This is a genomic window from Mycobacterium sp. NGS27, assembly GCF_059813005.1.
The window spans coordinates 763913-782667 of record NZ_JCALDT010000001.1 but is presented as its reverse complement, the minus strand read 5'-3'; the positions used below and the strand labels follow the sequence as shown (position 1 = coordinate 782667).

Annotated in this window: 20 protein-coding genes; 12 read left to right on the top strand and 8 right to left on the bottom strand. The window is 63.7% G+C overall.

Annotated elements, in window-relative coordinates:
- Window positions 1-29: 29 nt before the first annotated feature.
- Together AC5Y30_RS03380 and AC5Y30_RS03375 are read right to left on the bottom strand one after the other, a co-directional pair.
- Entirely contained in the window at window positions 30-857 is an 828-nt protein-coding gene (locus tag AC5Y30_RS03380) for a DUF1906 domain-containing protein (protein WP_499916277.1), read from the bottom strand.
- Between the two features lie 130 nt (window positions 858-987).
- Window positions 988-2673: a GMC family oxidoreductase gene (locus AC5Y30_RS03375; RefSeq protein WP_499916275.1), complete on the bottom strand. Its 1686-nt coding sequence runs from the start codon at window positions 2671-2673 to the stop codon at window positions 988-990.
- A 50-nt stretch (window positions 2674-2723) separates the two neighbouring features.
- Between AC5Y30_RS03375 and AC5Y30_RS03370 the strand changes: the two genes are divergently transcribed.
- A complete protein-coding gene (locus AC5Y30_RS03370) occupies window positions 2724-2855 on the top strand; it encodes a hypothetical protein (protein ID WP_499916801.1) in 132 nt (43 codons plus the stop codon).
- A 10-nt stretch (window positions 2856-2865) separates the two neighbouring features.
- Window positions 2866-3279, top strand: coding sequence for an NAD(+)--rifampin ADP-ribosyltransferase (gene arr, locus AC5Y30_RS03365; protein WP_499916274.1), 414 nt, complete (start codon window positions 2866-2868; stop codon window positions 3277-3279).
- 55 nt (window positions 3280-3334) lie between these two features.
- Here the strand turns inward: arr and AC5Y30_RS03360 are convergent, their stop codons facing one another.
- The gene (locus AC5Y30_RS03360) at window positions 3335-3991 is read right to left on the bottom strand and encodes a TetR/AcrR family transcriptional regulator (RefSeq protein WP_499916272.1); all 657 of its coding nucleotides are present in this window, start codon (window positions 3989-3991) and stop codon (window positions 3335-3337) included.
- A 184-nt stretch (window positions 3992-4175) separates the two neighbouring features.
- Window positions 4176-4814, bottom strand: a complete 639-nt coding sequence (locus AC5Y30_RS03355; protein WP_499916270.1) for an NAD(P)-dependent oxidoreductase — start codon at window positions 4812-4814, stop codon at window positions 4176-4178.
- A 106-nt stretch (window positions 4815-4920) separates the two neighbouring features.
- Here AC5Y30_RS03355 and AC5Y30_RS03350 point away from each other — a divergent pair, with 106 nt between their 5' ends.
- The 4 genes from AC5Y30_RS03350 (at window position 4921) to AC5Y30_RS03335 (ending at window position 7746) form a co-directional block, all read left to right on the top strand.
- Complete coding sequence (locus AC5Y30_RS03350; RefSeq protein WP_499916268.1) at window positions 4921-5352, top strand: nuclear transport factor 2 family protein; 432 nt, start codon at window positions 4921-4923, stop codon at window positions 5350-5352.
- Between the two features lie 110 nt (window positions 5353-5462).
- A complete protein-coding gene (locus tag AC5Y30_RS03345; RefSeq protein ID WP_499916267.1) occupies window positions 5463-6212 on the top strand; it encodes an SDR family NAD(P)-dependent oxidoreductase in 750 nt (249 codons plus the stop codon).
- Between the two features lie 78 nt (window positions 6213-6290).
- Entirely contained in the window at window positions 6291-6920 is a 630-nt protein-coding gene (locus AC5Y30_RS03340) for a VOC family protein (RefSeq protein WP_499916265.1), read from the top strand.
- 19 nt (window positions 6921-6939) lie between these two features.
- Complete coding sequence (locus tag AC5Y30_RS03335) at window positions 6940-7746, top strand: SDR family NAD(P)-dependent oxidoreductase (RefSeq protein ID WP_499916263.1); 807 nt, start codon at window positions 6940-6942, stop codon at window positions 7744-7746.
- An 833-nt stretch (window positions 7747-8579) separates the two neighbouring features.
- Here AC5Y30_RS03335 and AC5Y30_RS03330 read toward each other — a convergent pair.
- The 3 genes from AC5Y30_RS03330 to AC5Y30_RS03320 form a co-directional block, all read right to left on the bottom strand.
- Complete coding sequence (locus tag AC5Y30_RS03330) at window positions 8580-8810, bottom strand: DUF6400 family protein (RefSeq protein ID WP_499916261.1); 231 nt, start codon at window positions 8808-8810, stop codon at window positions 8580-8582.
- Between the two features lie 309 nt (window positions 8811-9119).
- The gene (locus AC5Y30_RS03325) at window positions 9120-9947 is read right to left on the bottom strand and encodes an acyl-CoA thioesterase (protein ID WP_499916259.1); all 828 of its coding nucleotides are present in this window, start codon (window positions 9945-9947) and stop codon (window positions 9120-9122) included.
- A gap of 27 nt (window positions 9948-9974) precedes the next feature.
- Window positions 9975-10982, bottom strand: coding sequence for a CobW family GTP-binding protein (locus tag AC5Y30_RS03320; protein WP_499916257.1), 1008 nt, complete (start codon window positions 10980-10982; stop codon window positions 9975-9977).
- Window positions 10983-11206: 224 nt separating this feature from the next.
- Between AC5Y30_RS03320 and AC5Y30_RS03315 the strand changes: the two genes are divergently transcribed.
- From AC5Y30_RS03315 to AC5Y30_RS03290, 6 genes are all read left to right on the top strand, one after another.
- Window positions 11207-11851: a TetR/AcrR family transcriptional regulator gene (locus AC5Y30_RS03315; RefSeq protein ID WP_499916255.1), complete on the top strand. Its 645-nt coding sequence runs from the start codon at window positions 11207-11209 to the stop codon at window positions 11849-11851.
- The gene (locus AC5Y30_RS03310; protein ID WP_499916253.1) at window positions 11848-12519 is read left to right on the top strand and encodes an enoyl-CoA hydratase-related protein; all 672 of its coding nucleotides are present in this window, start codon (window positions 11848-11850) and stop codon (window positions 12517-12519) included. Before AC5Y30_RS03315 ends, AC5Y30_RS03310 begins: the two co-directional genes overlap by 4 nt.
- A gap of 71 nt (window positions 12520-12590) precedes the next feature.
- Window positions 12591-13517, top strand: a complete 927-nt coding sequence (locus tag AC5Y30_RS03305) for an alpha/beta hydrolase (protein ID WP_499916251.1) — start codon at window positions 12591-12593, stop codon at window positions 13515-13517.
- A 210-nt stretch (window positions 13518-13727) separates the two neighbouring features.
- On the top strand, window positions 13728-14336 hold the full coding sequence (locus AC5Y30_RS03300) for a TetR family transcriptional regulator (RefSeq protein WP_499916249.1): 609 nt from the start codon (window positions 13728-13730) through the stop codon (window positions 14334-14336).
- Between the two features lie 303 nt (window positions 14337-14639).
- Window positions 14640-15074, top strand: a complete 435-nt coding sequence (locus tag AC5Y30_RS03295) for an MmpS family transport accessory protein (RefSeq protein WP_499916247.1) — start codon at window positions 14640-14642, stop codon at window positions 15072-15074.
- Window positions 15071-17971: an MMPL/RND family transporter gene (locus AC5Y30_RS03290; RefSeq protein ID WP_499916245.1), complete on the top strand. Its 2901-nt coding sequence runs from the start codon at window positions 15071-15073 to the stop codon at window positions 17969-17971. The genes AC5Y30_RS03295 and AC5Y30_RS03290 overlap by 4 nt, the downstream gene beginning before the upstream one ends.
- On the opposite strand, the gene AC5Y30_RS03285 is transcribed toward AC5Y30_RS03290, so the two are convergent.
- Window positions 17964-18746: an SDR family oxidoreductase gene (locus tag AC5Y30_RS03285; protein WP_499916243.1), complete on the bottom strand. Its 783-nt coding sequence runs from the start codon at window positions 18744-18746 to the stop codon at window positions 17964-17966. The two genes, AC5Y30_RS03290 and AC5Y30_RS03285, sit on opposite strands and share 8 nt — an antisense overlap.
- Between the last annotated feature and the right edge of the window lie 9 nt (window positions 18747-18755).

Sequence of the window (18755 nt, the reverse complement as noted above, 5' to 3'; positions counted from 1 at the left end):
TCGGACGCAGCGCAGGAGCGACTGATTCACTACCGCACATCGCGACTTGGCTGGCCGACATGGAGATTCCACTGGCCGCAATCGGAAGCCAGGACGTCGTTGACGTCGACTTCGAGTCCACCGACCTTCGGCCCGGGATTGGACGAGGTGCTCACGACGCGCTGGTAGAGAACAGCGGCGGGGTGGACCTGATTGCCGGACCAGGCTCGAGTTTGCCAGACCCAGCGACGGCCAGGCGTGCTCGAAGACCCGACAACGCCGTCGGCCGCGGCCCATTGGCACACCCTGAGGCCTCCATAGACCCCCGTGCGTTGCACCCCAAGAATCGAGTTGATTCCGCGAAACCACTGCAGCGCAGTGTGATTCCAGGTGTCGCGATTGATGTCCTCGTCGATGGTGAAGAAGATCGGCGCACCCTGGCCGCCGCCCGCGGCGGTGTGCAGCTGCCAGGCGGTGCGTGCGTCCGCGATACCGCCGGCGTAACCCCGCGTGAAGTCCGACGGGACTGACCCACCCGGCTTGCCGTATTGGTAGTTACTGACGATCACCAGGCCCGCGGCTTTCAATGAGTCGGCGTAAGGCCGAGTGATCGGCTTGGCGCCAAACGATGACCCAGGACGCGACTCCGAAACGTAATTGACCACCCCGCTATAGCCGGCGGCTCGGATCTGCTGCGCAGGAATCTGGCGCGCGGCGAAGTCGATCAGTTGGGGAGGAGCGACGGCGGCCGCCGTGGGCATGCCGCAGGCCACTGATGCGGCGCCCAGACCGGCCAGCGCAGCAGCGTAGCGCAGCGCGTTGCGGCGGGAGACCGCTGGCAGCCGCGCATCGCCGGCCAGGGGAAGCGCACAGTGCATCGCGCGATGTTAACGATGTGACTGTTGTTCCCGATAGGCCTGCGCTAGCCGAAACGCGGTTGCATCCCCAAATGGATACCGAACGGTTACCGTTCGGCTATGACTACGAAAGGACATGCGAGGGAACGGCTTACCCCACGATCGCCTGCGCCGCGCGCTCGGCGATGAGCATGGTCGGCGCGTTGGTGTTGCCGGAAATGATGGTGGGTATGGCCGACGCATCGACGACTCGCAGGCCGGCGACGCGATAGACGCGGCAATCGGTGTCGAGCACCGTGGTGGACGCTCGCGGCCGACCGTGGGCGTCGAAGGCGCCCATCGCGCAGGTACCCACCGGGTGGAAAATCGTCGTACCCAGTTCGCCGGCCGCCTTCTGCAGTTCGCTGTCGCTCACCAGTTGCGGGCCGGGAAGCAACTCCTGCGGACGGTAGCGGGCGAGTGCCGGCGCCGCCATGATCTGCCGGGTCATCCGGAGGCCTCGCACGGCGATTTGACGATCGGCGTCAGTCGACAGGTAATTGCAAGAGATCTTTGGGTAGGTCAGTGGATCCGCACTGGCCATGCGCACATGGCCACGCGAGGTGGGTCGCAGATTGCACACCGAGGGAGTGATCGCTCCGAACGGGTGCAGGGGTTCGCCGAACTTGGGCAACGACAGAGGCTGCACATGCCACTCCAAATCCGAACTGGCCAGCGCGGGGTCACTTTTGGTGAAAGCCCCGAGCGTGGACGGCGGCATGGTCATGGGCCCCGATCGAAACAGCAGGTACTGCAGTCCCATGCCCGCACGGCTGATCCAATTCCGGTACAGCGTATTGACGGTTGGGGCGCCGCGGATCCGGTAGATCGTTCGGATCTGCAAGTGGTCTTGCAGATTTTCACCCACTCCCGGCAGATCGACGGCCACCGGCACCTGATGCTGGTTCAGCAGGCCCGCGGGGCCCAGACCAGAGACCTGCATCAGGTGCGGCGACCCGATAGCTCCGGCGCTCAGGATCACCTCCTGGCGTGCCCGGACGTCAACGATGTGGCCGCCTTTGAGCAGGCGCACACCGGCGACGCGGAGCTGCGCCGTGGTCCAGGCGCCGCGACGCTGATCCTCGTAGACCTCGTCGTCCATCAGAAGCCGCAAGGCCTGAGTTTGCGTGTAGACGGTGAGATTCGGCCGACGAGCGATGGGATGTAAGAAGGCATCGGCCATCGACCAGCGGCGGCCGCGCCGTTGGTTGACGTGGAAATATGCACAGCCCGCGTTGTCGCCCTGGTTGAATTCCTCGATCGTGGAGATGCCCACCTGGGCGGCGGCGGCCTGCCAGGCGTCCAGGATCTTCCAGCGCACCCGCGGTAGCTCGACGCGGATCTCACCACCGGCGCCGTGCCAGTCGTCGGCTCCGCCGAAGTAGTTTTCCAACTTCCTATAGATCGCCAGTGTCTCGCCGGGACTGTCCGGGCCACCCCAGAGCCAGCGCTCGTCACCGGTGGCCTGCGCCCAGAGCTCGTAATCGCTTGCTTGCCCGCGCATGTGGATCATGGCGTTGATCGACGAGCAGCCGCCGATCACCCGGCCCCGCGCGTAGTGAATGCTGCGGCCGGCGAGGCCGGGGTCGGGCTCGGTTGTGAAGCACCAGTCGGTGCGGGGGTTGGCGATCGTGTACAGATAGCCGACCGGCACCTTGATCCAGAACCAATCATCATTGCCGCCGGCCTCAATCAAGAGCACGCGACGATCAGGGTCCGCAGTGAGCCGGTTGGCGAGCAGGCAGCCTGCGCTGCCTGCTCCGACGATGATGAAGTCGAATTCGGCAATCGGACTCATTCCGGCGTTAGTCCTTCCATGGCATCGGATGCGTTCCTAGTGTGCGCGATGTGAACGGCGTCGGCGATCTGTTCGTGTCCACCTTCGAGCACGGCAAGATCCAAAACAACAAGGCCGGGGAGATGCAGGCGACGGTCGAAGGCAAGGTTGTACCGTCCGAGTTGTGGCGGCACGATCGGTAGAGTCGCGGCCGTGGGTGAAGTGCTTGACGAGGGCCCGTTCTTTCATGGCACCAAGGCAGCGTTGCGTCCCGGCGACCTACTGACAGCCGGATTCAACTCGAACTACCGGCCCGAGATCGTCATGAATCACATCTATTTCACTGCTCTGCGCGACGGGGCTGGACTCGCGGCCGAGATCGCAGCGTTGGACGGCTCCACACCACACGTCTACGAAGTCGTGCCCACCGGACCCTTCGAGAACGATCCGAACGTCACGGATAAGAAGTTTCCGGGCAACCCCACACGGTCGTTCCGGAGCGAAGCTCCGCTTCGTGTGGTGCGCGAAGTGACCGACTGGACGCGGCTGACGCCGCAGGCATTACAAATGTGGACCGACCGGCTTGCCTCGATCCGCGCCGACGAACGAGGCGAGATCATCAACTGACGAGCCGTGGCGATAGGCGAGAACCCGTTGGGCTGCAGCGCGGTTATTGATCAGCTCAATGAGAGATGTTGCGCCGCATAGCTTCTTGGACAGCGTTAGCGTTGGGGGCCGGTGCGAGAGTGTGGTGGTGGGTGGTGTCGCAGGCGGCGATCAGATAGCTGACCAGCCGCGCCGAGGCCACGGGGGCGAGCTCGTAGGTGCTGGAGACGACTCCTGCATTGGCCATCAGGAAGACCACGAGGTCCTGATGTCGGAAGTCATTGCGCAGGCGTCCGGTCGATTTGGCTTTGGAGATGAGGGTTTTGAACCCTCGATAGGCGGCTGACCGTGTGGCCTCGAACGCGCATGCGTTGGGGAACGTCATTGTCAGCACGTGGTTGAATCCACGGTCCTGGCATTGCATTGCACACACCTGCTCGACGAAACCGCAGAATCCGTGCCATGGGTCGGGGTCGCGCAATGCCGTCTTCACTGCATCGAGGTACGCCGCCATCTTCTCGTCGAACACGGCGGTAATCAGGTCATCGCGGGTCGGGAAGTGGCGAAAGAGGGTGGCGATACCGACTCCGGCTTGCCGGGCGATCTCGGCCATCGCGACATCAAGACCTTGTTCGGCGAAAACCCGCCGAGCGGCAAGCAGGACGGCGCCACGGTTGCGGGCGGCGTCGCGTCGCAGGTTCGGCGACTCGGTCGGGCCGGGCAAGGTTGTCACGGCCTCACCTTAAGGCAGTACTCTGCGGTGGCTGGCGTCGTCGAGGGCGATACGCGAATCGGCGCCGAGATCTCAGTAGTCATTCCTAGTCCTGTCTCGAATACTGTCGTCGCCGGCGGTAGCAGCGCTGGCATATCACGGTACTTTCCTGTTCGCGAATGTGTTGCGTTGTTGCACAGCGTGTTTAGTTGCTGATGGCCGGAAGGGCTCGCACATAGCGTCTGTCGGCGATCTGGGCGACCATGAATGCCGCGATGTCTGCCCGGGTCATCGTCCAGCCCACCTGGTCGACGCCGAGGAAACCCGAGCGGGCCGTCCCTTTGACCGCTTTGTCGGTCGGGCGGATGATACGCGCGACAGTCCAATCCAGATCCGAACCGGTGATGGCCTGGGTCATCGAAACGATCTCGGCGAACCCGTTCGGAAACAACACACGGGCGATTGCCGGGATGATCCGGCCCCGAAATGTCGGACGGTCGCGCGGATCGGTCACCGAGGGGGTGGCCAGCGCGATCAGTCGGCGCGCCTCGGCGGCGCGCATGGCCGCGACGATGGCCCGGGTGCCCTCAGACAATTCTGATCCGCCGACACGGCGATCCAGGGAAGGGCCGAGGGCGCTGATCACGACGTCGGCGCCGGCAATCGCCTTGGTAACCGCCGCGTGGTCAGACAATTCACCGCCCAACACGGTCAACCTTTCGTGGGTGATTCCCAGCTTCTGCGGGGCCCGAGCATAGGCCGTCACGTCATGCCCTGCCGCCAACAACTGGTCGACGACCAGGCGACCGATACCTCCGGTCGCGCCGAACACCGTACATCTCATCGACCTGACTCCTTCATCCGTGCATCACCAGGTTAACTGGAAAGGCCTTTCCACTTACTGTACGCTAAGTGGAAAGCGGGCTCCAGTTGTGGAAGTGAGGAATCAGATGTCGACCCCGGAGGAGAACAAGCAAATCGTGGTGGAGTACTTCGAGCTGCTGTTCAACCAACGACGCATCGACGAGGCGGTGAACCGTTACCAGGCCAGCGATTACGTGCAGCACAACGCCGCGGTCGCGAATGGTCCCGAGGCGCTCAAAGCCACTATCGCAACGTTGTTCGCCCAGTTCCCGGACATGCGCCTCGATATCAAACGTGCCTTCGCCGAGGGCGATTACGTTATCGTCCATTCCGAACTGAGCGGGGTCAGTCTCACCCTGGACGGCACCGAGAACATTGCAGCGAACTCAGCCCATCATGGACACTCGCGATACGCGCTCGTGGACATCGTTCGCCTGGAGCATGGCCGCATCGTGGAGCACTGGGACGTAGCGCAGAAGATCCCGGCGGCAACGATGGACGGAACTTCGATGGTCTAGCGGACATCACATGATGACGCCGCGTAGCCCAGGGGAGGACGCGCCCAATCACAGCAAACCGATTCGGTAGGCGCCAACAGTGGCCTACGCATGGAGATGGAGACGAAACTATGAATGAACTCGCCGGCAAGACGGCGTTGGTGATCGGGGCGACTTCAGGCATCGGGCGGCAGACGGCGGAGCGGTTCGTCGCCGAAGGGGCCCATGTTTTTGTCACTGGTCGCCGACAGGCTGAATTGGACGCGCTCGCTGCGAAATACGGCGATGCGGTTACCGCGATTCGCAATGATGTCACCAACGTCGAAGAGCTCGATGGAGTATTCGACGCGATCCGCGCGCGGCAGGCCGGGCTGGACGTCGTGGTGACCACCGCGGTCGGCGGCTCGTTGGCACCGTTGCAAGATCTGACGCTGGAACATTTTGAGGAAACGTTCGTCGGCTACCTACGTGGCATCGTTTTTGCCGTCCAGAAGTCACTGCCGCTCATGAACAAGGGCGCCTCGATTATTGTGACCGGTTCGACCGCGACGACCCGGGGAACGGCATCCTTCGGCGCGTATTCGGCGTCCAAAGCCGCGCTGCGGCAGTTCGTCCGGGTGTGGGCCGTGGAACTGGGGCCACGCGGGATTCGCGTCAACACAGTCAATCCCGGTCCGATCGAGACCGCAGCGCTCAAGAAGCAGGCAGCCGGCCCTGAAGACGTTCAACGCGTGCTCGAGGCTGAGGCCGCTCGTGTGCCGCTCGGGCGCATTGGGCAACCGAACGAGGTTGCCGAAGCAATGGTGTTCCTTGCCTCCGACCGGGCTAGCTTCGTCTCCGGCGGTGAACTATTCGTTGACGGCGCGCAAGGTCAGGCATAACCGGCCACCAGGCACAAAAGTGCTCGGCCATGCCGAGACTCCATTGAACTTTGAACTAACACTCTTAGGAGGCTTCACATGCTGAACACCAAAACCATCGTTCATCCCCGTCTTCAGCACATCGCACTCACATCCTCTCGGCCTGACGAGATGGTCGCGTGGTACCGCACCGTGTTGGGAATGCGCCTGATGCACCGCAACGAGAATCCCACTGGGGCCGACCACGCCCACAACCCCGGTGTCGTTGCCATCTGGCTCACCAATGACGAAATCCACCACCGGATGGCCATCCTGAGCCTGCCCGGACTCAGCGACGACCCGCAACGGTCCGCACACCCGCGCGTGCAACACTTCGCATTCGAATACCAGACCCTCGACGAACTACTCGGCTCATGGGTACGACTGTCCGACGCTGGAATCACCCCGGTCCTTGCCGCCGACGAAGGCCTTCAAACAGCGTTTTACTACCTCGACCCCGACGGAAACAGTGTCGAACTCAACGTCAACAACTACGGCAGTAACCTCACGGCCAGCGAACACTTACAGCACTCACCCGAATTCGCTGATCGTCCACTGGGCCAGTTCGTCGACCCGGCACTTTTGGTGCAAGCACGCGAGGCGGGGGCAACCCCTTGGGACATTCACGAGCGAGCGTGGCGAGGCGAATTCGCACCGGCGCAACCGCCCAACCCACTGGCCTTGTACTAGCAATCGCGTTGACCACGGCATGGCCGAAATCGATTCCACGATAGGTGATCTCATGACAGCGTTGAGCGGAAAAGTAGCGATCGTGACGGGCGCGGGCCGCGGAATTGGCCGCGGTATTGCTGTGCGGCTTGCCAAGGAGGGAGCGCATGTCATGGTCGCGTCGAGAACCGAAAGTACCGTGCGCGACGTCGTTGCCGAGATCACGGGGCAGGGTGGCACGGCGATCGGCGCCACCCTCGATGTCGCCGAGGAAGAACAGGTTAACGCTGCGGTGGAGCAGACCGTAGAGACGTTTGGGACGGTCGACATCCTCGTCAACGCCGCCCAGTCCTGGGGCAGGCCGGACATCAAATCCATCTCGCCGCCCAAGACGCCCTTCGAGGATGTCACCGCCGCGGAATGGGACCTGACCTTCCGGTCAGGGTTCTACGGAACCCTGTATGCCATGAAAGCGGCGCTGCCGCACATGAAACGGCAACGAAGCGGACGGATCATCAACTTCGGATCGCCTGTCGCCTTATCGGCGCAGCCGTTGTTGGCTCCTTACAACGTGACCAAAGAAGCGATCCGGAGCCTCACCTTGACCGCAGCTCATGAACTGGCTCCCCACCAGATCACCGTGAACTGCATCTTGCCGGCCATCCTCACCGAAGCGTTGGCCCACCACGAGAAAGACCATCTGGAAACACTGGTGCAAAGCCTGCCGATGGGCCGGCTCGGCGACCCCGAACGCGACGCAGGCGGCCTGGTGGTCTACCTCGCGGGCAACGACGGGGGCTACCTCACGGGAGCGACGCTGATTCTCGATGGCGGCGCGGCACACTGACCACCCCGCCGATTGGAAGCACTTCACGCCATCCGACTGCGCGGTTTGAGTTGACCGCACCCGTAGGTGGGAGAGCAGCGAATCAACTCCAGATCAGGACGAGTCGTCGTCATGGTCAGAGCATGTCAGCGGGACCGACATTAGTTGACATAATGTCGCTTATCGGTAAAAGGTCATAGCTGAGAGTTCAGGAAAGCATGGCCTCGGCTCGCTGACGCCGCGCGGCTCGGCGCGCCGTACACCCTCGGCTGCAAAGCCCAAGCTGGTTACAAACTAGCGATGCGCGCCCGAGCGGACTCGCCATTCCACCGCCGCGCACGTGCAAGCAAGAGGCCGTTTACCCCTTCCGCCTTCCCGGCGCCGCAACGACCTCAATATGTCACAGTGACGAATTACATTGGCCCGTGCGTCCTTTCGGCACGCTTGTCATCAAGTACGCCGAGCTTCACGATCCGCTGACGACATACGAGGCGATGACGCGGGCCGGCGGGCGATGAAGACCCCTCCGAGCCCTGCTGCCCCCTCCCTGCCCATCGCCGCCCATACGTCACTGTGACGAATAGCCCTGCAGGGCACGGAGATTGGAACACGAGGCCGCCGGGTGTTGGTCCGGCGTGTGCCCCTACCGCTTGGAGCGCGCGCGGCGATGCGTGTCGGTTGACCAGAGGTAGCCGCAATCCGCGCACTGCAGGTGCACCAGCGTGCCCCGGTTGCTCAGCAGATACTGCCAGTGCGTGTCGCAGTTTCGGCTGCTTCGGCATTCAACACATTTGGTGCCGTGATCGCAGCACGGGCACGGCAGCCATGCGCGGCGGCTGCGGTCGGCAGTCGGATCAATCGGAAACACGAGCAGTCGTCCGTTCTGGAAGCACACCCGCGCGGACCAACTCGTCATAGACCCGCTGCTGCTCGTCGTCCAGATCGGAGTAAAGCATGTCGTAGGCCTTCTGCTCCTCGGCGAGCACTGCGATGGGGTCCCAGTCATCGCCGATTGCTTCGAGCACGGCGCTGCGCCTACGCGCCTCGTCGAGGGTCAGGTCATAGGCAAACTCGAGGTCGGCCATCTCGCTCCCAGCCGTTAGATAGATATGCAAACGAACGGTTAGGATTCCCTAACCGACGCCTGTCACGCTATGACTTGCGTCACTTGTCTTAGTTGAGGTTCGTCACAGTCCGCGCGGGCACCAGCGCCACCGACGGCCGGTTCACCGCACGTCGAGATGACGGCGACGGCGCGATCGCGGGATGCCGCACGCCGCCACACCGGCCCGAGGCCCCTCCCCTTTCCCCTTCTCGCCCGTCGCCCGCAATCCGTCACTGTGACGAATATCCTTGCACCGCAGGCGTTTAACGTCGACACGGCGGACCCGGCCTCAAACCGGGCGCGGCGGGAAGTACATCTCTTGCTTTACCGTGCACACCAGTTCGCCGTTGCGATCGAACATCGTCCCACTCGCCAGCGCCAGCGAACCGGCGCCGCTCGGTGACGACCTGTCGTAAAGAAGCCAATCCGACAAGTCCGCCGGTGCGTGGAACCACACCGAATGGTCACGCTGCGCTGATGCCCCGGCACCACCGCGTGCGACATATGCCGGTTCGGTCAACGTCACCGCCGACAGGTAGGCCACCAGGCTCGCGGTCAGCACTGGATCGTCGGGAACCTCGCCGTCGGGTCGCCACCACATCAGCGCCCGGGCTGGTGGAGCGTCCTGGGTGTCGATTGTTCGGCGCTCGAACCAGCGCAGGCTCGACCACTGCCCGCGGGTGCTCTCGTCGGACTCCGCCAGGTGCGGCGCGACCCATGGCAGGGACGCCGGGCTCGCAGCCTCGGGCATGGGTGGTTGGTAGACGACCTGAGCGGATGCGGGATCGGCGACTTTGAACGAGGACATCGCCTCCATCAAAATCTTGCCGTCTTGGCGCGCCGTGACCCGTCGCGCGGAAAACGTCCGGCCTTCTTGGAGGTCGACCACTTCGAAATCGACCGGCCGACGCGAATCGCCAGGCCGAAGAAAGTACGTATGGACGCTGTGCGGTGACCGACCCGGCGCGGTGTGGCTGGCCGCCAACAAAGCCTGCGCCGAGATATGTCCGCCCAGAATATGGTTGGCGGGCGCAGGCAGTTGCTGCCCGACGAAGAGCCACGGGTCGACCCTCTCGAGCTCCAGGGTGGCGAGCACGTCGCCAAGCGAAGATGACATCACCGACGTATCTTGCCGGATCGCGTCTCACGCGCTGCTGCGCCGGTATACCTGTAGCCGCCGCAGCGCGTGCGCCGACGCCGGCCCCGATGCCGGCTGCAGCGCGTGGTCGAGCCTTGCACGGACGGTGCGGGTGTCCAGATGCATGCCGATCGCCACCAGGCAGTTGGCGGTGGCCCCGGGCGGCGCCTTCCGGATGTGGATTGCGCCGCCGACCAGGTTGACGACATAGTCGTGCGCGATCCTGCGATGCCGCACTGCCACAACGCCTTTCAGCCGGAACACCTGCGGCGGTGGGTCTTCGAGAAGATCGAGCAGGGCATCGGGGTCGATGCAACCAGAGCTACCTACGGTGACGGCATCGGCGTGGACGTGGTCGTGGTCGTGCTCGGGCGCCAAGTCCAGAAACGAGAGTTGCCCCACCCGTCCGGAGGTGGCGGACGCGTCGAAGAGCAGCTTTGGGTCTATCCGGCCGGCCGTCGTGCCCACGACGTGTATCCGCGGGTTGCGTTGGGCCGCACGCTCTGTGACGCGTTGCACCACAGCCGACCGTTCCGCCTCGGGCACCTGGTCCAGCTTGTTGACCACAATCAGTGACGCCGCACCATAGCGCACCGGCGGCACACTGCCGCGGTCGATGGTATCGAAGTGGTTCACCGCATCGACGACGTCGACAAGCCCACCCGCCCGGACGCCGCGGATGTCACTGAAGCCGATGATCCGCGCGATCGCCACCGGGTCGGCCAGGCCGCTCGCCTCGACGACGATGGCATCGAGGCGGCGAGCCGGGTCGGCGAGCTTGACCAGTGCCTCCTCAAGGCCGCCGCCGTCGGGCAGGCAGCAGATGCAGCCCCCGGCGATCGAGGCCGGCTCGTCGACCTGGCCCGCCACCAAGCCGGCGTCGATGTTGACGTCGCCGAAGTCGTTGACTATCACACCGATTCGTGTACCGGGATGGCGCAATAGATGGTTGAGGAGCGTCGTCTTGCCGGCTCCGAGATGGCCCGTGAGTGCGATGACGGGTATTGCAGCCAAGCTTTGCCTTCCACGTCGACGTCCGGACATCCGATCCTAGCCGCCGCGGCGTTGACCTCTGCGTCTGGTTGACAGGGCCGTATTCGATCGAGGCCGCGTCTTAGTCGCGTCAGTCCCCCGGCGCCGACCAGTGCACCACCTTCGGTCCGCGCTCGCCAAACCGGCCGGACACCAGCCCAGCGGCCGGAACTATAACAGAGCACTCGCTCCGTTATAGTTGCCTGGTGCCTCGTCCACGCATGCATGATCCCGACGCCGTACTCGATGCCGTCGAGCACCTGGTGGCGCAATCCGGCCCGACCGCGGTGACCATCCGAGCCATCAGGGCCGCGGTCGGCGTGTCCAACGGCGCTGTGTACCACACGTTTACATCGCGGGGCGGCCTGATGGGCCAAGCCTGGCTGCGGGCGGGTCAGCGATTCTTGGCCGTGCAGACTTCGCTGGTCGACGAAGCACTGGCCAGCGACGGCCCGACCGAGGCCGTGGTGGCCGCCGCCAACGCGGCGGTGGCGTTCACTGAGCAGTATCCCGGGTCGTCAGCGCTCGTGCTGCGCGTGCGTCGCGAGGAAGTACTCGCCGACGACGTTCCCGACGTTGTTGCCAATGACTTACGACAACTCGACAAGCTGCTCGTCGCCTTGATGGTGCGGCTTGCCATCGCGGTCTGGGACCGCAAGGACGCGGCGGCGGTCGACGCGATAACCAGCTGCGTCGTTGACCTGCCCACCGCTCTCCTGCTGCGCCGTGGCCGGCTTGGAAGTGCCACGGCACGCGCGCAGTTGCACGCGGCCGTACGCGCCGTGCTGGCCGTAGGACCCGCGACCGCGAAACTTCGCAACTACAAGCCCAACTCACGAGGAGACACATGACAGTCACATTGGACTACGCCGACAAAATCGCCATCGTCCGCCTGGGCGAGGACGAGAACCGTTTCTCCCCTGCGTTTCTGGATGACATCGATGATGCGCTCAGCCAAGCCGTCTCAGCTGGCGCCCAAGGGCTGATCACAACGGCCGCCGGAAAGTTCTACTCCAACGGCCTGGATCTGGAATGGTTGGGCGCCCACACCGATCAGGGGCAGTGGTACATCGGCCGGGTGCACCAGCTGCTGGCACGCGTGCTGACCCTGCCCGTCCCCACCGCCGCCGCGGTGGTGGGCCACGCATTCGGCGCCGGAGCGATGCTGGCCATCGCGCATGACTTTCGCGTGATGCGCGCCGACCGCGGGTACTTCTGCTTTCCCGAGGTAGACATCCGCATCCCGTTCAATCCCGGTATGGCGGCGCTCATCCAGTCCAAACTCACGCCGCGCGCCGCCATCGCCTCGATGACCACCGGCCGACGCTTCAGCGGTCCCGAGGCAGAACAGTTCGGCATCGTGGACGCCACCTGCGCCGAGGGTGCGGTCACCGACACCGCGATCGACATGCTGCGCCCGCTGCAGGGCAAAGATTCGGGCACGCTCGGCGCGATCAAACAGACCATGTTCGAAAACGCTGTCCGCGCGCTAGTCGATCAGCAGGGCGGGTCGCAATAACTGCTCATGGACACTGAGTCGGTTCCTGTATGGTCAGCGATGTCTGCCGGCGTAAGAACAGAGGGCATCGGATGGCGAACAGGCTCCCCGACAACGCCTTCACTTCTCCCCAGATATTGGATCCCGGCCTTCGCAAGGCAGCGCGATTCGTGCCTCGCGGCTACGCCTTGCACCGGGGCCTGAAGTTTCAGCGCGCCGTCATGAATCTGATGGGCAATGCGGGACGTATCCGCACCGTGCCAGTCGCCGCCGTCAACGAATACGTCAGTGTCCGTCTGCATCGGCCGGCCGGCCTTCCCGACCGCGCACCCGCGCTGCTGTGGATCCACGGCGGCGGAACCATCATGGGGCACGCCGCCCAGGACGATAAGTTCTTGCGCAAGTTGTCCGACCGCACCGGGTTCGCAATCGCCGCGGTAGAGCACCGCTTGGCTCCCGAACATCCCTATCCGATACCTGTCGAGGATTGTTACGCGGCCCTGCTCTGGCTGGCCCGGCAGCCGTGGGTGGACCCGCGTCGAGTCGCCATCGGCGGGGCCAGTGCCGGAGGGCATTTCGCGGCCGCGGTCGCCCAGCGGGCACACGACCGCAACGACGTCCACATCACCTTCCAAATGCTGGTCTATCCGATGCTCGACGATCGCACCGGCGCCAAGCGCGACGGCCCCAGGCGCATCATGTGGACCGAATCCGACAATCAGCTCGCCTGGCAGTGGTATCTCAACGGGGCCGATCCCCAAGAAGCCGCACCGGCCCGCCGAGCGGATTTGTCGGGCCTGCCGCCCGCCTGGATCGGGGTCGGAACGCTGGACCTCTTCTATGAGGAGAGCCTCGAATACGCGCGGCGCCTGCGTGCGGCGGGCGTGCCGGTGCACGAGGAAATCGTCCCGGGCGCGTTCCATGCGTTCGATCAGATCGCCGACAAGGCGGCGATATCGAGCAAGTTCTTCGAAAGCCAATGTGACTATTTGCGGTGTGCGCTGGCGGCCAGCGGATGACCGCCACCAACCGGCGCGTCATTCGTCACGGATGATCGAATCACGTTGTGAAGGAATGTCGTATCCCCGCGACGTTCGCAATCTGCACAGCGCCATGCTTACTTCAGCTTGATCGGACACATTTGCTGAGGAACACGACGCATATCGCCCCTCGACCTCGAACGCGGCACTTTTGACTGCAAAGTGTGCACAACGTGCAACTATATGGGTATGGCCAATCCGGTAGGGCTACGAGAGCGCCGTCGCCGCCAGACGAGCGCCGACATCCGCGACGCCGCGGTGCGCCTCACGCTGGAACGCGGATTCGACAAGGTCACGGTCGACGAGATCTGCGCCGAGGCCGGAATCGCCACGCGTACGTTCTTCAACTACTTCCCCAACAAGGAATCCGCCCTCGCCTACGGCCCCTCGGACATACCACCCGAGCTGGTGGCCGATTTCGTCGCCGCTGGGCCGGCCCCCTACTCGGTGGTGCTGGCGGAGCTGATCACCCTGGCCGCCCACCACCTCCGCGACGTGCCGCCGCAGCGCGAACACGCGGCCCACATGCTGGAACTCGCCAAGACCTCGCCCGCCGTGCTGGCGGCGTTCCTCGCCGACTTGGAGCGGTTTCAAAAGCAGTTGACCGACATCATCGTGCGTCGACAGGCGATGCAGCCCGACGACGAGATGGCGGCGCTGATCTCCGCGCTGGCGCTGACGGCGGTGCGGTCCGGCATCGAGAAGTGGGCCGGCGGCGCGGCGAGTGACACCGCCGACACGCCGATGCCCTATGTTGAGCGTGCCGCGGCGCTGGTGAACAGCATTTTCACAAAGTGACCTGAAACACCAGCAGCAAATGTTGCATGCACTGCAAGATATGCACATCATGTACTATGCGCTGGTGGCGGTACCCGGTAAGGCTTCAGCAACAAGGCGAGCCGGGTGCCGATGCCGGGGACGTCAGCCGGTGTGGGTGGGCAGCATTCACCGCGCTTGATGGCCCAGCGCGGGCGAACCGTAGCAATCGACGTACTTCGCTGTTGAGCAATGCGACTTTGTGGGCGCTCACCCGTCCACGCCCTCCGGTCGCGCAAACGCTGATCCGCGTCGCGACCGCGTGATGGGGAAGGGACCACCTAGGTGCAGATATCGAGACTTGTGCGCAACGCCTGGCTGCCGCTGTTGATCGCGGCGGTCGTGGTGGTCGGCGGCTTCGCGGTCGTTCGGGTCAAATCGTTTTTCGGCGCCCACGACACCGGAATCATGAGCAGCCCGCGGCTCGATGATTCGAAGCCGTTCAAGCCCAAGGTCGTCAAGTACGAGGTCTTTGGCTCGGCCAGCCAGGCCAACGTGAATTATCTGGACTTGTCGGCCGATCCGAGACGTATCGACGGAGCGCCGCTGCCGTGGACGTTGGTTCTCAGCACCACCGCCCCGTCGGTCTTCCCGAATCTTTCGGCGCAGAGCGACGGCAATTCCCTCGGCTGCCGCATCACCATCGACGACGAAGTCAAGGCCGAGAACATGACCCAAGGCGTGCACGCCCTGACCTTCTGCTTGGTGAAATCCGCATGAGCACAACGATCGACGACACCCGCACCGACGCCATCCCCGTCGTCAAAGAACCCGTGCACGACAAGATCCCGCGCATCATCCGCACGCTCGCCGTACCGATCATCCTGGGCTGGATCGCCATCATCGCGGTGCTCAACGTCGTCGTCCCCCAGCTGGACGAGGTCGGCAAGATGCGTTCGGTGTCGATGGCGCCCGACGACGCGCAATCGGTGGTCGCTACCAAGCGCATGGGTGCGATTTTCAACGAGTACAAGTCCAACAGCTCGGTGATGATCGTCCTCGAGGGTCAGAATCCCCTCGGCGCCGACTCGCACGCCTACTACGACCAGATGGTCAAGAAGCTCGACGCCGACACCAAACACGTTGAGCACGTTCAGGATATGTGGAGCGATCCACTGACCGGGGCCGGCGCGCAGAGCAACGACGGCAAGGCCGCCTACGTCCAGGTCTACCTCGCCGGCAACCAGGGCGAGGCGCTGGCCAACGAGTCGGTGGAATCCGTCCAGAACATTGTCAAGAGCGTGCAGCCACCCAAGGGCGTCAAGGCCTACGTCACCGGCCCCGCGGCGTTGTCGGCGGACCAGAACGAGGCCGGCGACCGCAGCTTGCAGCTCATCACATTGGCCACCTTCACCGTGATCATCGGCATGCTGCTGTTGGTGTATCGCTCGGTCATCACCGTGCTGCTGACGCTGGTGATGGTGGTGCTCGAGCTATCGGCCGCGCGCGGCATGGTGGCTTTCCTCGGTTACTTCAAGCTCATTGGGCTTTCGACCTTCGCCACGAACCTGTTGGTCACGTTGGGAATCGCGGCCGCCACCGACTACGCGATCTTCTTGATCGGCCGGTATCAGGAAGCCCGCGCTCTCGGCGAGACCCGCGAAGAGGCGTATTACACCATGTACAAGGGCACCGCCCACGTGGTGCTCGGGTCCGGCATGACCATCGCCGGCGCGACCTTCTGCCTGCACTTCACCAACCTGCCGTATTTTCAGACGTTGGGTATTCCGCTGGCCATCGGCATGGTGGTCGTGGTCGCAGCGGCGTTGACGCTCGGTGCCGCCGTCATCGCGGTGGCCACGCGGTTCGGCAAGACCCTCGAACCCAAACGCACCCAACGGATTCGCGGGTGGCGCAAGATCGGCGCCCTGGTCGTCCGCTGGCCCGGTCCGATCCTGGTTATGACGATCGGGATCGCGCTGGTGGGCTTGCTGACCCTGCCGGGCTACCGCACCAACTACAACGACCGCAATTACCTGCCCGCCGATCTGCCCGCGAACGAGGGTTACGCGGCCGCCGACCGGCACTTCTCGCAAGCGCGAATGAATCCGGAAGTGTTGATGATCGAAAGCGATCACGACCTGCGGAACTCCGCGGACTTCCTGGTCATCGACAAAATCGCCAAGACCGTCTTCCGGGTGCCTGGAATCGGTCGCGTGCAAGCCATCACCCGCCCGCAGGGCACCCCGATCGAGCACACCTCGATCCCGTTCCAGATCAGCATGCAGGGCGTCACCCAGCAGATGAATCAGAAGTACCAAGAAGACCAGATGGCCGACATGCTGCACCAGGCCGACATGATGCAGACGACCATCGACAGCATGCAGAAGATGCAGAGCATCACGGCGCAAATGACCAATGACATGCATCAGATGGTCAAGAAGATGCACGACATGACGATCGACATCAACGAATTGCGCGACCACATGGCCGATTTCGAGGACTTCTTCCGCCCGATCCGCAGCTACCTGTACTGGGAGAAGCACTGCTACGACATTCCGGTGTGCTGGTCGCTGCGCTCGGTCTTCGACGGCCTGGACGGCATCGACACGATGACCGACGACATCGAGAGCCTGTTGCCGATCATGGATCACCTAGACACGCTGATGCCCCAGATGGTGGCGCTGATGCCGTCCATGATCGAAAACATGAAGGCGATGAAAACCACGATGCTGACCATGTATTCGACCCAGAAGGGTCTGCAGGACCAGCAGAACGAGGCGCAGAAGAACTCCAACGCCATGGGCAAGGCGTTCGACGCCTCAAAGAACGACGACTCGTTCTACCTGCCGCCGGAGACGTTCAACAATGCCGAGTTCAAGAAGGGCATGAAGAACTTCATCTCCCCCGACGGGCACGCCGTGCGGTTCATCATCAGCCATGACGGCGATCCGATGTCGCAGGAAGGCATTTCGCACATTCCGCTGATCAAGAAGGCCGCCTACGAAGCGTTGAAGGGCACGCCGCTGGAGGGCTCGAAGATCTATCTGGCCGGTACCGCGTCGATCTACAAAGACCTCAGCGACGGCAACACCTATGACCTGCTGATCGCCGGGATCTCTTCGCTGTGCCTGATTTTCATCATCATGCTGATCATCACGCGAGGCGTGGTGGCATCGGCGGTGATCGTGGGGACGGTTTTGCTTTCGCTGGGCGCGTCCTTCGGGCTCTCGGTGCTGATCTGGCAGCACCTGATCGGCATCGAGCTGCACTGGATGGTGCTGGCGATGTCGGTCATCATCCTGCTGGCCGTGGGCGCCGACTACAACCTGTTGCTGGTGGCGCGGTTCAAAGAAGAGATCCACGCCGGCCTGAACACCGGCATCATCCGTTCGATGGGCGGCACCGGTTCGGTGGTGACGTCGGCGGGGCTGGTATTCGCCTTCACGATGATGACGATGGCGGTCAGCGAGCTGACGGTCATCGGTCAGGTCGGCACCACGATCGGATTGGGTCTGCTGTTCGACACCTTGATCGTGCGGTCGCTGATGACACCGTCCATCGCCGCGCTGCTGGGCAAGTGGTTCTGGTGGCCGCAACGGGTTCGCCAGCGCCCGGTTCCGTCGCCCTGGCCCCAGCCGGACAAGCAACCCGAATCGGTAAGCGCCGCTACGTAACCCAGTCCGGCTGCGCGTCGGTCTCGACGTTGGAGAAGTCCTTGTGTCCTAGGCCGGCCGTGGTGCCGCCGTCGACGACGAACTCCGAGCCGGTGGAGTAGCTGGACTCGTCGCTGGCCAGGTAGACCACGAGGTTGGATACCTCGACCGGTTGGGCCACGCGGCCCAGCGCGGTCTGGAAGATGTCCTCGGGAACCCAGTCGGTCATCGGCGTCTTGATCAGGCCGGGATGGATTGAGTTGACCCGGATTCCGCTCGGGCCCAGTTCGAGCGCGGCCGACTTGGTCAGTCCGCGCACGGCGAATTTGGTTGCGGTGTAGCCGTGGCAGGCGATCGTGCCGGCCATGCCCTCGATCGACGAAATGTTGATGATCGACCCCCGGCCCGCTTCCTTCATCGGTTTGACCACGGCGCGGATACCGAGAAATACACCGGTCAAATTGATGTCGAGGATTCGCTGCCACTCCGACAGCGCGTAATCCTCCAAAGTACCGATGTTGATGATGCCCGCGTTGTTGACCAGCACGTCGATGCGGCCGAACTCCGCCAGCGCGGTCGCCACTGCCGCATCCCAATCCTCGGGCTTGGTCACGTCCAGGTGTAGGTACCGGACCGAGTCACCGACCTCCGCCGCCACCGCCTTGCCCTCGTCGTCGAGAATGTCACCGAAGACCACCTTTGCTCCCTCGGCGACCAGCGACCGCACGTGCGATGCACCCATCCCCCTTGCGCCCCCGCTGATGAGGGCGACCTTCCCCGCCAACCGTTCTGCCACTGCGCTTCT